This window comes from Mesorhizobium sp. 128a (assembly GCF_053848025.1).
In genome coordinates this window covers 95,803-110,103 of the sequence record NZ_JBSPKY010000012.1, presented here as the reverse complement: position 1 = coordinate 110,103, position 14,301 = coordinate 95,803, and the positions used below count along the sequence as shown (strand labels likewise).

General features: G+C 63.3%; 13 protein-coding genes. 6 read left to right on the top strand and 7 right to left on the bottom strand.

All coding sequences use genetic code 11. The features are described from left to right. The first annotated feature begins 120 nt into the window (after positions 1–120). The 3 genes from ACWTU9_RS20530 (at position 121) to ACWTU9_RS20520 (ending at position 1,642) form a co-directional block, all read left to right on the top strand. On the top strand, positions 121–519 hold the full coding sequence (locus ACWTU9_RS20530) for an NADH:ubiquinone oxidoreductase subunit NDUFA12 (protein WP_455859867.1): 399 nt from the start codon (positions 121–123) through the stop codon (positions 517–519). A 115-nt stretch (positions 520–634) separates the two neighbouring features. Then, entirely contained in the window at positions 635–1,189 is a 555-nt protein-coding gene (locus tag ACWTU9_RS20525) for a DUF2155 domain-containing protein (RefSeq protein WP_455859866.1), read from the top strand. 72 nt (positions 1,190–1,261) lie between these two features. Then, positions 1,262–1,642, top strand: a complete 381-nt coding sequence (locus tag ACWTU9_RS20520) for a hypothetical protein (protein WP_455859865.1) — start codon at positions 1,262–1,264, stop codon at positions 1,640–1,642. Positions 1,643–1,727: 85 nt separating this feature from the next. On the opposite strand, the gene aat is transcribed toward ACWTU9_RS20520, so the two are convergent. From aat to ACWTU9_RS20490, 6 genes are all read right to left on the bottom strand, one after another. Beyond that, a complete protein-coding gene (gene aat, locus ACWTU9_RS20515) occupies positions 1,728–2,345 on the bottom strand; it encodes a leucyl/phenylalanyl-tRNA--protein transferase (protein WP_455859864.1) in 618 nt (205 codons plus the stop codon). Positions 2,346–2,372: 27 nt separating this feature from the next. Further along, positions 2,373–3,716, bottom strand: a complete 1,344-nt coding sequence (gene accC / locus ACWTU9_RS20510) for an acetyl-CoA carboxylase biotin carboxylase subunit (protein ID WP_454574036.1) — start codon at positions 3,714–3,716, stop codon at positions 2,373–2,375. Between the two features lie 10 nt (positions 3,717–3,726). Then, complete coding sequence (accB, locus tag ACWTU9_RS20505) at positions 3,727–4,191, bottom strand: acetyl-CoA carboxylase biotin carboxyl carrier protein (RefSeq protein ID WP_454588560.1); 465 nt, start codon at positions 4,189–4,191, stop codon at positions 3,727–3,729. A gap of 26 nt (positions 4,192–4,217) precedes the next feature. Next, the gene (gene aroQ, locus ACWTU9_RS20500; protein WP_454574034.1) at positions 4,218–4,652 is read right to left on the bottom strand and encodes a type II 3-dehydroquinate dehydratase; all 435 of its coding nucleotides are present in this window, start codon (positions 4,650–4,652) and stop codon (positions 4,218–4,220) included. Positions 4,653–4,803: 151 nt separating this feature from the next. Continuing rightward, a complete protein-coding gene (locus tag ACWTU9_RS20495; RefSeq protein ID WP_455859863.1) occupies positions 4,804–5,607 on the bottom strand; it encodes a DsbA family protein in 804 nt (267 codons plus the stop codon). 57 nt (positions 5,608–5,664) lie between these two features. After that, positions 5,665–7,077 carry a M48 family metalloprotease gene (locus ACWTU9_RS20490; protein ID WP_455859862.1) on the bottom strand — a complete coding sequence of 471 codons (1,413 nt, stop codon included), beginning with the start codon at positions 7,075–7,077 and terminating at the stop codon, positions 5,665–5,667. A 155-nt stretch (positions 7,078–7,232) separates the two neighbouring features. Here ACWTU9_RS20490 and ACWTU9_RS20485 point away from each other — a divergent pair, with 155 nt between their 5' ends. Further along, positions 7,233–8,381 (top strand): pyridoxal phosphate-dependent aminotransferase, encoded by a 1,149-nt coding sequence (locus tag ACWTU9_RS20485; protein ID WP_455859861.1) that lies wholly within the window; start codon positions 7,233–7,235, stop codon positions 8,379–8,381. An 11-nt stretch (positions 8,382–8,392) separates the two neighbouring features. Beyond that, on the top strand, positions 8,393–9,322 hold the full coding sequence (locus ACWTU9_RS20480; RefSeq protein WP_455859860.1) for a glutaminase: 930 nt from the start codon (positions 8,393–8,395) through the stop codon (positions 9,320–9,322). A gap of 94 nt (positions 9,323–9,416) precedes the next feature. On the opposite strand, the gene ACWTU9_RS20475 is transcribed toward ACWTU9_RS20480, so the two are convergent. Further along, positions 9,417–12,392 (bottom strand): Rne/Rng family ribonuclease, encoded by a 2,976-nt coding sequence (locus ACWTU9_RS20475; protein WP_455859859.1) that lies wholly within the window; start codon positions 12,390–12,392, stop codon positions 9,417–9,419. Between the two features lie 649 nt (positions 12,393–13,041). Between ACWTU9_RS20475 and ACWTU9_RS20470 the strand changes: the two genes are divergently transcribed. Next, a complete protein-coding gene (locus tag ACWTU9_RS20470; RefSeq protein WP_455859858.1) occupies positions 13,042–14,301 on the top strand; it encodes an N-acetylmuramoyl-L-alanine amidase in 1,260 nt (419 codons plus the stop codon).

Below are 14,301 nucleotides of genomic sequence, written 5' to 3'. Positions count from 1 at the left end.
GCCGCCCATGCGTTCGGTGTGCCGTCAGTGCCGCAGGCAGCGCAAAACCCTTGCCTTCGCGATGGCCTGACGCCATAAGCAGGGAAGCGGGCACCGCCCCGCGCGCCGCGAGGATTTTTGATGAAAACCTTCCTTACGCAGTTTTTCACCTGGTGGAACGGTCAGACCCTGGGAACGCGTTTCAACACCTGGCGTCACGGCAGCAAGGTCGGCCAGGACGCTGTCGGCAATGTCTACTATGAAGGCGGCGTCGATTCGGAAGGCCGCACCCGCCGCTGGGTCGTCTACGCCAACTATTCGGAAGCCTCGGCGATTCCCCCGGGCTGGCACGGCTGGATCCATCACCGCGTCGATGTCGCGCCGCCGAGCGACGACTATCGCCCGCGCGAATGGGAAAAGTCGCACGAGCCGAACCTCACGGGTACTCCGGCGGCCTATCGGCCGAAGGGTTCCGTGCTCACCAATCAGCACCGTCCGCAGGTGACGGGCGACTATGATGCGTGGACGCCTGGTTCTTGACCACCGGCCGGTCTTTTGTCGCCACAATTGGCGTTTAGCTGCTTGCTGGTATGACAACGGCGAATAGCCTTGGGCGTGAGAGAATCACCCGGGCCCAAACCACCGGTATATCAGCATGAACATTTTGAGCCTGACATCGATGGCCGGACTGACGGCAGTTGCCGCTGTTGCCATGTGGCCGACCGCGTTTGCGGCAGCCCAGGCGCCTACCGCGGCGCCGGCAATCTCCGATCGCATCACCAACCCGGTCGCCGAATTCGCCGGTATCGACAAGATCACCGGCCGCATCATCACCTTCGATGTCTATATCGACGAAACCGTGCAGTTCGGCGCTTTGCAGGTGACGCCGCGCATCTGCTATTCGCGGCCGGAGAACGAGGAACCGAAGACCGATTCCTTCGTCGAGGTCGACGAGATCACGCTCGACCGCAAGATCCGCCGCATCTTCACCGGCTGGATGTTTGCCGAAAGTCCTGGCCTCAATGCCGTCGAGCATGCCGTCTATGACGTGTGGCTGAAGGGCTGCAAGCAGAAGTCGGACGTGCCGCCACCTGACGCGGCCAAGGCCGAAACACCCAAGGTCGACACCTCGAAGCCGAAGGCCGAGGCCACTCCGGACACGACTGAGCCGGATGCAACCGAGCCGAACGCCACCAACACCACCAACTGATCCTCCGGAACCGTCTTGCCCGCCATCCGTTGGATGACGGAGAAGCGCAATCAATGCGCATGGAGGTTCCCGATGTCAGCCAGCAAGCCGATCACGGCCAGCAAAAAGGACCTGCTCGAGCTCGAAAAAGGGTTCTGGACAGGCGATGCGGCTTACTATGCGGCCAATGCCGACGTGGAATGCCTGGTGGCATTCCCCGACATGGCGAAGGCGATGGACAATGCCGATCTTGCCAAGACGGCGACCAAGCCCAGGCGCTGGCGCGACCTCGATATCAAACTCAAGGGCATGGTCGAGCCGGGCAGCGACATCGTCATGCTGACCTACGAAGCGCACGCGACACGCGAAAACGGGGAAGCCTATGACGCCCTGGTCAGCACCGGCTATGTCCATCGCGTCAACGGCTGGAAGATGATGTTCCATTCGCAGACGCCGCTGGAGGCCAAGAGCTGATCAGCGTGAAAAGCTGACCGGCCACACTCCGTGACGTGTAGCCCGTGCTCGGCAAGGGCTGCAAAAATATCTCAGGCCTCTCCGGTCAGGGGAAAAAGATCGCTTCCCCCTTCAGCGCATCGGCCAGCATGTTCTCATACTTGCCGCGCGGCACGTCGACCGCACCGAAGCGCTTGAGGTGTTCGGTGGTGAATTGGGTGTCGAGCAGCGCGAAGCCGCGCGCCTTCAGCCGCTCGACCAGATGATAGAGGCAGGTCTTGGACGCGTCGGTCTCCCGGGCGAACATGCTTTCGCCGAAGAACACCCGGCCGAGCGAGACACCATAGAGGCCGCCGACCAGCCGTTCCTCGCGCCATGCTTCGACCGAGTGGCAATGCCCGAGACGGTGCAGTTCGACATAGGCTTCGCGGATCGGCGCGTTGATCCAGGTCGAGCGCCGCTCCTCGCGCTTTTCTGCGCAGCCGTCGATCGTCGCCTCGAAATCGAAGTCGAAGCGGATGTCGAACGGGTGCTTGCGGATCGTCTTCTTAAGGCTTTTAGGCGTGTGGAAACCGTCGAGCGGGATGATGCCGCGCGTTTCCGGACGCACCCAGAACACTTCAGGGTCCGAAGCGCTCTCGGCCATCGGGAAGACGCCCGAGGCATAGGCCTTGAGCAAAAGGTCGGTCGGAATGCGATAGCCGGGCGCGTAGGGGCGGGTCATCGCGGCATCATACCGGTAATTTGGGCGCTATTCCTCTTGGGCCAGATACTTTTCCAGCCAGTGGATGTCGTAGTCGCCATTGGCGATGTCTGCATTGCCGACGAGGTCGCGAAACAGCGGCAGCGTCGTCTTGATGCCGTCGACGACGAATTCGTCGAGCGCCCGGCGCAGCCGCATCATGCATTCGACGCGGTTGCGTCCGTGCACGATCAGCTTGCCGATCAGGCTGTCATAATAAGGCGGGATCTTGTAGCCGGAATAGACACCGGAATCGACGCGAATGCCGAGGCCACCAGGCGTGTGGAAATGCGTGATCGTGCCGGGTGAGGGCGTGAAGGTGCGCGGATCCTCGGCGTTGATGCGGCATTCGATGGCGTGGCCATTGAACTTGATGTCCTCCTGGCGCACCGAAAGCCCGCCGCCGGAGGCGACGCGGATCTGCTCATGCACGAGATCGATGCCGGTGATCGCTTCCGTCACCGGATGCTCGACCTGCAGGCGGGTGTTCATCTCGATGAAATAGAACTCGCCGTTCTCGTAGAGGAACTCGATGGTACCGGCGCCGGAGTAGCCGAGGTCGGCGATGGCCTTGGCACAGATACCGCCGATACGGGCGCGCTCCTCGGCATTGAGGGCCGGCGAGGGCGCCTCTTCCCAGACCTTCTGGTGACGGCGTTGCAGCGAACAGTCGCGTTCGCCGAAATGCACGCCGCGGCCGGCGCCGTCGCCGAACACCTGCACCTCGATGTGGCGCGGCTTTTGCAGGTATTTTTCGATGTAGACGGCATCGTCGCCGAAGGCGGCACCGGCTTCCGTGCTCGCCGTCTGCAAGGCGATCTCAAGGTCAGCCTCGGTAAGGGCGACCTTCATACCGCGCCCGCCACCACCCGCCGATGCCTTGATGATCACGGGATAACCGATCTCGGCGGCAATGCGCCTGGCTTCCTTTTGATCGGTGACGGCGCCGTCCGAACCGGGCACCACCGGGATGCCGAGCCGCTTTGCCGTGCGCTTGGCCTCGATCTTGTCGCCCATGATGCGGATATGGTCGCCGGACGGACCGATGAAGGTAATGTTGTGGGCGGCAAGGATGTCGGCGAACTTGGCGTTCTCCGACAGGAAGCCGTAGCCCGGATGCACGGCGTCGGCGCCGGTGATCTCGCAGGCGGCGACGATCTGGTGGATGTTGAGATAGCTGTCGCGTGATGGCGGCGGGCCGATGCACACGCTCTCGTCGGCAAGCCTGACATGCATGGCGTCAGCGTCGGCGGTCGAATGCACCACCACGGTCTGGATACCGAGTTCCTTGCAGGCGCGCAGCACCCGAAGCGCGATTTCGCCGCGATTGGCGATGAGGATCTTCTGGAACATCCGGCCCGCTCTACTCGATCACGACGAGCGGCATGCCGTATTCGACCGGCTGGCCGTCCTCGAACAGGATCGCCGTCACCGTGCCGGCGCGCGGCGAAGGAATCTGGTTCATCGTCTTCATCGCCTCGATGATCAGCAGCGTCTGGCCTTCCTTGACCGTCTGGCCGACTTCGATGAAGGCCTTGGCGTCTGGCGAGGGAGCGAGATAGGCAGTGCCGACCATCGGCGAGGGGACCGCGTTCTTGGACGGATCGGCCGCCGCGGGTGCGGCAGCTGCGCTCGCCGCGGGCTGCGCTGCCGGCGCATAGCCTGCTTGAGGTGCTGCAATGGCGTGGACGGCCGCCGGCGCCTGGCGTGATACGCGCACCTTCAGGTCGCCGAGCTCGACCTCGATCTCGGTGAGGTTGGTGTCGTTCAGTATGCCCGCCAGATCGCGGATCAGTTGCTGGTCAACACCGGTCTTCTTTATCGACATTTTCGAGCCTTCTGTTTGTTGGTCGGTCATAGGCGTGCCGCCAGCGCCTGCAGCGCCAGCGAGTAGCCAAGCGGCCCGAACCCGCAGATCATGCCGACAGCGACCGGCGCGACCATGGAGACGTGGCGGAATGGTTCCCGCGCGTGGATGTTGGAGAGGTGAACTTCGGCGACGGGCAACGGCGCGATGGCGCGGATGGCGTCGTGAATGGCGATCGAGGTATGGCTGTAGGCACCCGGATTGATGACGATGCCGGCTGCCTTGTCGCCGGCCTCCTGGATCCAGTCGACGAGGTCGCCCTCATGGTTCGACTGGCGAAAATCGATCTCGAGGCCAAGTGCGGCGCCCGCCTGCCTGCAGTCGTCGGCGATCGCGGCAAGCGTCTTGCCGCCATAGATGCCAGGCTCGCGCTTGCCGAGCGCGTTCAGGTTGGGACCGTTCAGGACGAAAATCGTTTTCAAAAATGCCGACCTTTTCCGGCGCCGGCCTCAAGCCGGCGCGCAGGGCCTTCTATAATGGGCATAGCTGCCCGCGGAAAGAGCACAAAGTGCGATCTTTCACTGTCCACAACAGGCGGAAATCTGCCGGTGAGAAATAGGCTCGCGCGCAAGATCAGAGCGCGGCTTTCGCCGCCTCGATCTTTTCCGCCAGCACTTGCTGGCCGAGCGCGCCGAACACCACTTCATTGCCGACCACGTAGGACGGCGTTCCGGTGATGGCCAGCTTGTTGGCGAGGTCGAAGGTCTTGGAGAAAGCCTCGGTAATGGTCGGGTCCTTCATCTTCTCACGCAATTTCGTCTCATCGGCGCCGAGAGACAGCGCCACCTTGATGGCCGCCGCCTCTGTGGCGCGGCCCTGGCCGCCGAGCAGTGCATTGTGGAACTCGCCGTACTTCTCCGGCTTCATGAGGTGGAAGGCCATTGAGACGACGCTGGCCTTCTGCGAATCCGGACCGAGGATCGGGAATTCCTTGAGAACGAAGCGCAGGTCCGGATCGGACTTGGTCAGCTCACGCATGTCTTCGATGGCGCGTTTGCAGAAGGCGCAATTGTAGTCGTAGAACTCGACGATGGTGACCTTGCCCTTCGGATTGCCGACGACGCCGTCGAAGGTCGAGTTGAAAATCTCATCCTTGGCCTTCTCGATGACGTGGAGCGCGGCGATCCGCTGTTCTTCCTTCTGCTTGGCCTCCAGCGCGTCCTGCACTTCGAGGAGCACTTCCGGGTTCTTCAACAGATAGTCGCGGATGATGCCCTCGACCTCGGCCCGATCAATCTTGGTGTCCGAGGATGCTACCTGCACGATCTGCGCCGTATCGGCCTTGGCGGCCTGCGGACTGCCGGCGACGAACCCGAAAGCCAGCATGGCAAGAGCAGCCGCCACTCCTGTCGTGCCGAGCAGTATTGCCTTGTTCATCATCTCATCCTCTTGCCGGTTCTGGTCTATCCTAGTCGCTACAGGCGACCGTAAGGTTCACTTCTTGAGTTTGCCTGAAGGGTTGTAGTTTATGATGTCCTGCGCGCGAATCCAGCCGGGCTCGCCGCGCTTCAAGTCCTTTTGCGCGCGCATGGCAAAGATTTTCGCATTCTTGTAGTCGCCGGAATAGAAATGGCCCTCGGCCGTGGCGAGCTCCGCCGACGGGATGTTTCCGAGCTCGCCATAGGCCTGAGCCAGATAGCGGTATCCGTCGGTATTTTCCTTGTCGCGCCCGAGGCCGTTGTTGATCTGCACCACCGCCTTCTTCAGCGAATCCGGCGTGCCGACGGCCATCAGCGCCTGGCCGAGGGAAACGGGCAGCAGGCCAGACTTCACCGGATCGAGGCTGACCGCCTTGGCATAGGCGTCCGCGGCGTCCTTCGGCTTGTTTGCCTTCATCAGGATGTCGCCGCGCAATTCCTGGAAATAGGGGTTCTTCGGCTGTTCCTTGATCAGCGCGTTGGTCTTGGTCAGTGCTGCGCCCAGATTGCCGTAGAGGTAGGCCATCTGCGCTTCGCCATAGCGCGATGGGAGGCTGCCCGGGGCCTTGCGGATCAACCGCGTCGCGGCGGCCTGGCCGCCCATATAAGCGGCGATCTTGATGCGCATCATGTCGTGGCGCTGCTGCAGCGCCGGCGGATCGACCTTGTCGACATTGGGGCTTTGCTTGACCAGCACTTCGAGATTGGCGATGCGCTCCTGCGGCATGGGATGGCTGATCCGGTAGGGATCGACCTGCGTGCCGGATAGCGACAGTGCGTTCTGGAAGCGGGCGAAGGTCTTCAGCATGCCCATGCCGGACTGCCCGGTGGCATTGAGATAGGTGATGGCCGAGCGGTCGGCGGTCGACTCTTCGGTGCGCTGGTAGGCAAGAATGCTGCGCTGCGCCATCTCGCCGCCACCGGCAGCGACGCCCATGCCTGCGCCGGCAAGGCCGCGGCTGTTGGTGGTGGCGCCCGCAACGATGGCGCCGGCGCCAAGCAGCGTGGCGATGATGGCCATCGTCTTGGCGCGCTCGAGCTGGTCACGCAATTTCTGCTGGTGGCCGCCGGCGATGTGGCCGGCTTCGTGGGCGATGACGCCGATGATCTCGTTGGGCGTTTCGGCCTGCATCAGCGCGCCGGTGTTGATGAACAGCCGGCGCCCCGTGACGAAGGCGTTGAAGCTTTGATCGTTGACCAGAACGATATCGACGCCGTCATTGGCAAGACCAGCCGCCTTGAAGATCGGCCGCGCATAGTCGCGCACCAGCGCCTCGATCTCGGCATCGCGCACCACCGGCACGCCCTGCGCAAACGCTGTCACCGAACCGGAGATGGCAACGGCGGCGGCAAGCAAAAGCGTCGCGAAGCCCCGCGCTGTCTTCGCGATGGAAGATTTGGAAATCGTCGATTTGGGTCGGCTCAGCATGAGGTCCACTGGTAAACGAGTGGGCGAACGATGAAAAGTCACGGCACCGAAACTAGGTGAACTTGTGATCCTCACATCAATCGGGCATTTGTGCGGCGCTGCCATCCGGGTTGATGGCCTGGAGCGGCGGGATCGTGCGGAAAGAGTGAGGTCAAATGGTTGTTTCGCTGTCGCGCCGCGGTGAAGTCGAGCCGTTTCACGCCATGGACATTCTGGCCGAGGCCAACCGGCTGAAGGCGACAGGCGTGCCTGTCGTGTCCATGGCCGTCGGCCAGCCATCCGATCCGGCGCCGGTGGGGGTGAGGGAAGCAGCCGTAAATGCGCTCAAGATCGGCCGCATCGGCTATACCGACGCGCTCGGCCTGGCGGATCTGCGCAAGGCGATCGCCGCGCATTATGGCGAACACTATGGGATCGATGTCGCGCCGGGCCGCATCGCCGTGACGACGGGATCGTCGGCAGCCTTCAATCTGGCCTTCCTGGCCATGTTCGATCCGGGCGACCGCGTCGCCATCGCCGCACCCGGCTATCCCGCCTACCGCAACATCATGGCGGCGCTGGGCATCGAGATCGTAGAGATCGAGTTGGGCTCGGACGCCTATCTGCATGCCGACCATTTGAAATCGGCGCATCGCGAGAAGCCGTTGAAGGGCGTGCTATTCGCCAGCCCCGCCAATCCAACCGGCGCGGTCATTCCCGCCGACGAACTGTCGGCGCTGGTAAGGACTGCCGAAGAACTGGGCATCGCGGTGATATCGGACGAAATCTATCACCGGCTGGCCTATGCCGCGCCGGACACCACGGCGCTGGCCTACGGCAAGGGCGTGACGGTGATCAATTCTTTCTCGAAATACTATTGCATGACCGGCTGGCGCATCGGCTGGATGGTGCTGCCCGAGGCCCTGGTGCGGCCAATCGATCGCGTCGCCCAGAGCCTTTACATCTCGCCGCCGGAGCTGTCGCAGATCGCGGCGATCGAAGCCTTCAAGGCGACGGAAGAGCTGGAGGCGGTGAAGGCCCGCTACGCCTGGAATCGGGAGCTTCTGATGCAGCGCCTGCCGGAGCTCGGATTTCCGCTGGCGGCGCCCATGGATGGCGCCTTCTATGCCTTCTGCGATGTCACCCGGCACACCAATGACAGCATGGCCTTCGCGCGCAAAATGCTGGCCGAGGCGCATGTGGCGGCGACGCCCGGCCGCGATTTCGATCCGCTGGCCGGACACCGCACGATGCGCTTTTCCTATGCCGGCAGCCATGACGACATGGTCGAGGCGGTGGCGCGCATCGAGCGCTGGTTGAAATAGCGGGGACGAGCATGCCGGAACTCGAACAAGCGCTGTCTGAAGTCGCCACTGAGATGGCCGAGCGCACCGATCGCGGCGACGTCGCCACCTACATTCCACAACTCGGCAAGGTCGATCCGAAGAAATTCGGCATTGCGGCGGTGACCAATGAGGGTCGCGTGCTGGTCGCCGGCGATGCTGACCAGGTTTTTTCGATCCAGAGCATCTCGAAGGTTTTCACGCTGACGCTGGCGCTCGGCAATGTCGGCGACGCACTCTGGCAGCGGGTCGGACGCGAGCCGTCGGGCAATCCGTTCAACTCGATCGTCCAGCTCGAGCATGAGAACGGCATTCCGCGAAATCCGTTCATCAATGCCGGCGCCATCGTCGTCTCCGACATCCTGCTCGCCGGCCATCAGCCGCGCGAGGCGATCGGCGAGATCCTGCGCTTCATCCAGTTCCTCGCCGACGACGAGACCATCATCATCGACCGCGAGGTCGCGGCGTCCGAGCGCGCCACCGGCTATCGCAACTTTGCGCTTGCCAACTACATGAAATCCTTCGGTAATCTCAACCACGCGCCGGAACTGGCGCTGGGCGTCTACTTCCACCATTGCGCCATCGCCATGAGCTGCCGGCAACTGGCGCTGGCCGGCCGCTTCCTCGCCAATGGCGGCAAGAACCCGGCGACCGGGCACTCCGTCGTGTCGGCCGAGCGCGCACGCCGCATCGGCGCCATGATGCTGACGTGCGGCCACTATGACGGCTCCGGCGACTTCGCCTTCCGCGTCGGCATTCCCGGCAAAAGCGGCGTCGGCGGCGGCATATTGGGGATCGTGCCGGGCGTAGCCTCGCTCGCCGTTTGGTCGCCAGGTCTCAACGCCAACGGCAATTCAAAGCTGGGCTCGATCGCCTTGGAAAAACTAGCCCGGATGATGAACTGGTCGATCTTCGCGCCCTGACGGTTTCGGTCATCTCCAGATACGAAAATCCCGCGCCGTCTTTCGAAGGCGCGGGAATTTTTTGTCAGGCAATCAGTTCAACTGGCTGAAATTCTTAGAAAAAGCCCTTCCGCTGCCACCAGCCGGCCCGCTTTGGCTTTTCCTCGGTCTTGGCCTCATCGGCGACCGTCGAGGAGACCACCGGTACGGCCGGAGCATCGGCCGCGACGGCCTTGCGTCGGGTCGGCCGGGCAGGGGCCGCTTCCTCAGCGGCCGGGGCGGCAGGCACAGGCGTCTCCGGCTCAGCTGCTGCAACGTCATCGACAGGAGCAGCAGCAGCCGGCACGTCAGCTACCGTCTCCGCAGCGACTTCGGCTACAGCCTTCTTCGCCCTAGAGGCGCGCTTCCTCTTCGGCTTTTCGGTCGGAGTATCGTCGTTCGCCGCCGCAGGGGCCGCGGCTTCTTCGACCGCTACTGCCGCGACAGGCTCGCTGATCGTCGCATCGGAGGCATCGGCCATCGAAACGTCTGCGGTTTCGCCGCCTTCAGTCTCCGTGCCACCTTCACCGTCCTCGCGGCGATTGCGCTTGCCGCCGCGCTTGCCGCGCCGGCGCTTCTTGCCCTGGGCGTCGTCTGATGCTTCCACGGTTTCGACGGCGCCAACCGGGGCTTCGTCTTGCGGTGCCGTATTGTCGCCGCCCGTTTCAGAGGCAAAGTCGTCGCTTGCCACAGAGACCGAAGCGCCTTCGGCCGCATGGCCATGCTCGCGCTCGCCGTGCTCGCGGTCGCGATCCTTGCCGCCACGCCGTCTGCGGCGCTTGCGGCGCTTGCGGTCGCGGCCTTCGCCGTCCTCGGCCGATCTCGGCTGCTGCTGCGACTGTGGCTGCGCCTGGCGCGGCTGCTCTGCCTGCGCCACAACCTCGTCGTCTTCCTCCTCGATGACGATCTCGTCCTCGGGCTCTTCCGGCTCGACATAGGCCGGAAAACTGCGCGCCTCGACAAAGCCTTCCGGCTTTTCGGCAATGGCGCCGCGGAAGATCGCATAGTGCTGCACACCGACCGTGTCATCGGCCTCGACGGTGATGGTCAGGCCGAAGCGGCTTTCGAGTTCCACCAGCGTGCCGCGTTTGTGGTTGAGCACGTAGAGCGCGGTTGCCGCCGGTGTCCGCACCGTGATGTGGCTGCGCGAATCCTTGAGCAGGAATTCCTCGATGGCCCTGACCACCATCAACGCGACGGAAGAATCGGAGCGCACATGGCCGGTGCCGCCGCAATGCGGGCAGGGCTTCATGGTCGATTCCAGCACGCTGGCGCGGATGCGCTGGCGCGACATCTCCATCAGGCCGAAATGCGAGATGCGGCCGACCTGGATGCGCGCGCGGTCGTTCTTGAGGTGATCCTTCAGCCGCTTCTCGACGGAGCGGTTGTTGCGGTTCTCCTCCATGTCGATGAAGTCGATAACGATCAGGCCGGCGAGATCGCGCAGCCTCAACTGCCGGGCGACCTCTTCCGCCGCTTCGAGGTTGGTGTGGAGCGCGGTGTCCTCGATCGAGTGCTCCTTGGTGGAGCGGCCCGAATTGACGTCGATGGCGACCAGCGCCTCGGTCTGGTTGATGATGATGTAGCCGCCGCTCTTCAGCGTCACCTGCGGCTGCAGCATGCGGTCAAGCTGCGCCTCGATGCCGTTGCGCACGAAGATCGGCGTCGTGTCGCGGAACGGCTGAACCACCTTGGCGTGGCTCGGCATCAGCATGCGCATGAAATCCTTGGCCTCGCGATAGCCTTCCTCGCCGGAGACAAGAATCTCGTCGATATCCTTGTTGTAGAGGTCGCGCACCGAGCGCTTGATCAGGCTGCCTTCCTCGTAGACGAGGGCAGGGGCGGTGGATTGCAGCGTCAGATTGCGGACGTTTTCCCAAAGCCGCATCAGATATTCGTAGTCGCGCTTGATCTCCGCCTTGGTGCGGCTCTCGCCGGCGGTGCGCAGGATGACGCCCATGCCCTGCGGCACTTCGAGATCGGCAACGACTTCCTTGAGGCGCTTGCGGTCGACCGCGCTGGTGATCTTGCGCGAAATGCCGCCGCCGCGCGCCGTGTTGGGCATCAGCACCGAATAGCGGCCGGCAAGCGACAGATAGGTGGTGAGAGCCGCGCCCTTGTTGCCGCGCTCTTCCTTGACCACCTGCACCAGCAGGATCTGCCGGCGCTTGATGACTTCCTGGATCTTGTACTGGCGGCGCACTGGCTTGCGGCGGCTGCGCACTTCTTCCAGCGCATCCTCGGCGCCGACCGATTCAATCTCGTGGTCGTCGGGATGCGAGGACTGCACCTCTTCCAGCATGCCGCGATCATTGTCGGAGGAGGTGGCTTCGCCGCTGTGATCGGCTGAAACAGTTTCGCCGCTAGCCATGGAGGCCGCCTCGTCGCCGGCCTCAGCCTGCGGGACGGCTTCGGAGATCACATCCGCTTCGACGCTTGCCGCAATCGATGTCGGGCCGCCTTCTGACGGTCCGGTCTCGGATGGCTCGGTGTCGGATGTCTCGGTCTCGGAGGTTCCGCTGTCGCTGTGCCCGGCGTGATCGTCGTGCGCAGCGGAATCAGCGGCGGCATGCTCGGAAGCAGGCTCTTCGGCCACTGCACCCCCGCCGGTGTCGCCATGTTCGCCGTTTTCATCATCGGTGCCGGCGTCGCGCTTGTGTTCGCCGCGCTCTCGGCCTTTGCCGCCGCGCCGGCGGCCGCGTCGGCCGCGATCGCGGCTCTGGCGGTCGTCACCGTCATTGTCCTCGTTCTCCTCGTCCTCGGCTTCCTGCGCTTCGGCGCGCAGCAGAGCCTGACGATCGGCGACCGGGATCTGGTAGTAGTCGGGGTGTATTTCACTGAAGGCGAGGAAACCGTGACGGTTGCCGCCATATTCGACAAAGGCTGCCTGTAGGGAAGGTTCGACGCGCGTTACGCGGGCGAGGTAGATGTTTCCTTTGAGCTGCTTCTTGTCCTGGGATTCAAAGTCGAATTCTTCAATACGGTTACCGCGGATAACGACAACGCGTGTTTCCTCCGGGTGGGAGGCGTCTATCAGCATTTTGTTGGGCATTATTACGTTTCCTCCCGGCAGCCGTCAGCCGCAGCTTGCGAGGCAAAGCCCGCTGCTGCGTGTCTGGGGTGTGGGTGCCGGATGTCTGGATGGTTGCTGGCCGCCGCTTGAGCGCCATGGCGGTGCCGCCCGCAGCCATAATGGCGCGGTTTGATGCGGACCTTTCCATGATTGCGCTTGAAGCCATCGTCACCAGCAGAACCTTTTGAACCAAAGCCCGGACGAACCGGACCAGCTTGTTTGCTCATACAGAGCCGGCACGGGAACAAACCCGGCCGTTTTCCTCACGCAGGCGATTCCCCCGCCACGGGCGCACACCTGCGAAATTCGTCGCGATCACCTCTAAGCCTTTTCGCTGGAAGCGAAAGGAGCCGCCTTTCATCTGACCTGTAGCGGGAAGCTGCGGGAGAAGCGGTTCCAGGATTGCAGTGATCCACCATCGCTTTTATGATTTGACGGGGTGGAAGGCAACCCCGATTTCGGATGCCGGCAAAAAGCGGTGCCGTAACGGAAGCACAGGCCTAATCCTCAATGAAAAGGCTTGGTTAACCTTCTCTGGATACCAATCGTTAATCGAGTCTGCGGCCTGACCGGCATTTAGACCAACCACGCGGGCGCGAGGCGCCAAACCGGGAGCGACTGCAAAGAGATGGGACTGGCGGGCACCACAGACAAGGGCCATGGCCGTGCAGGCCTTTTGCTGCGCGCTGCTTGTGTGCTTTTGCTGCTGGCGCTTTGCTTCGCCTTTGCGCCGGTTTCACGCGCGGCCGATGCGCCGCTCGGCGCCACCGCCTACAAGATGGCGGGCGACGCCACAAAGATGCGCATCGTCATCGATTTCGACCGCGAGCCCGATATCAAATGGTTCCTGCTGCGCGGTCCCAACCGGCTGGTCGTGGACCTGCCGCGCACGCGATTCGCCATCAGCGCGAAGGACGCCAAGGCGCGCGGCCTGGTCAAGGCGGTGCGCTACGGCGATCAGGGCGAGGGATCGCGGCTGATCCTCACCGGCAAAGGGCCGTTCTCGGTCGATAAGCTCGACGTGCTCAAGAATGACGACGGAACCGGCTACCGCATCGCCATCGACATGTCGGCGGCTTCCGACCGCGAGTTCGATGAAGCCCTTGCCAACCAGGCGCTGACCACCGGCTCGACCGTCTCCACCGACAAGGGCGCCAGGGTCGGTACCGGGCCGGTCTCCAATCCGGGGCATCGCTTCACCGTCGTCATCGATCCCGGCCATGGCGGCATTGACGGCGGCGCCGAAGGCCTCAACGGCACCATCGAGAAAAATGTCACGCTGGCCTTCGCCACCGAATTGCGCGCCAAGCTTGCCGCAGTCGGCAACTACGACGTGTTCATGACGCGCGAGACCGACGAATTCCTGCGCCTCGACGACCGCGTACGCATCGCCCGCCAGCACGAGGCGGACCTCTTGATCTCGATCCATGCCGACACGATCAGCGTCAAGGGCATTCGCGGCGCCACCGTCTACACCGTCTCCGACAAGGCATCCGACCCGGAAGCGCAGGCGCTGGCCGATCGCGAAAACCTCTCGGACCAGTTCGCCGGCATGGTGATCAAGGACGACAACAAGGAAGTCACCGACATCCTGATCGACCTGATCCGCCGCGAGACGCACAATTTCTCGATGAGCTTTGCCCACACTCTGGTCGGCCAGCTCTCCACCAGCGTCGGCCTGATCAACAATCCGCAGCGCTCGGCCGGCTTCAAGGTGCTGAAGGCGCCCGATGTGCCGTCGGTGCTGGTCGAACTCGGCTATCTCTCCAACGCCAAGGACGAGGCGCAACTGCTCGACGCCGACTGGCGCGGCAAGGCGGCGCAGAGCATCACCAACGCCGTCGCTTTGTTTGCTTCCGCCAAGATGGGAACGGGAACCGGCGGCTGA

Excerpts from the sequence above, each read along its gene's own strand:
- ACWTU9_RS20530 (WP_455859867.1), top strand. The coding sequence starts at position 121 with ATGAAAACCTTCCTTACGCAGTTTTTCACCTGGTGGAACGGTCAGACC.
- ACWTU9_RS20525 (WP_455859866.1), top strand. The coding sequence starts at position 635 with ATGAACATTTTGAGCCTGACATCGATGGCCGGACTGACGGCAGTTGCC.
- ACWTU9_RS20520 (WP_455859865.1), top strand. The coding sequence starts at position 1,262 with ATGTCAGCCAGCAAGCCGATCACGGCCAGCAAAAAGGACCTGCTCGAG.
- aat (WP_455859864.1), bottom strand. The coding sequence starts at position 2,345 with ATGACCCGCCCCTACGCGCCCGGCTATCGCATTCCGACCGACCTTTTG.
- accC (WP_454574036.1), bottom strand. The coding sequence starts at position 3,716 with ATGTTCCAGAAGATCCTCATCGCCAATCGCGGCGAAATCGCGCTTCGG.
- accB (WP_454588560.1), bottom strand. The coding sequence starts at position 4,191 with ATGTCGATAAAGAAGACCGGTGTTGACCAGCAACTGATCCGCGATCTG.
- ACWTU9_RS20495 (WP_455859863.1), bottom strand. The coding sequence starts at position 5,607 with ATGAACAAGGCAATACTGCTCGGCACGACAGGAGTGGCGGCTGCTCTT.
- ACWTU9_RS20490 (WP_455859862.1), bottom strand. The coding sequence starts at position 7,077 with ATGCTGAGCCGACCCAAATCGACGATTTCCAAATCTTCCATCGCGAAG.
- ACWTU9_RS20485 (WP_455859861.1), top strand. The coding sequence starts at position 7,233 with ATGGTTGTTTCGCTGTCGCGCCGCGGTGAAGTCGAGCCGTTTCACGCC.
- ACWTU9_RS20480 (WP_455859860.1), top strand. The coding sequence starts at position 8,393 with ATGCCGGAACTCGAACAAGCGCTGTCTGAAGTCGCCACTGAGATGGCC.
- ACWTU9_RS20475 (WP_455859859.1), bottom strand. The coding sequence starts at position 12,392 with ATGCCCAACAAAATGCTGATAGACGCCTCCCACCCGGAGGAAACACGC.
- ACWTU9_RS20470 (WP_455859858.1), top strand. The coding sequence starts at position 13,042 with ATGGGACTGGCGGGCACCACAGACAAGGGCCATGGCCGTGCAGGCCTT.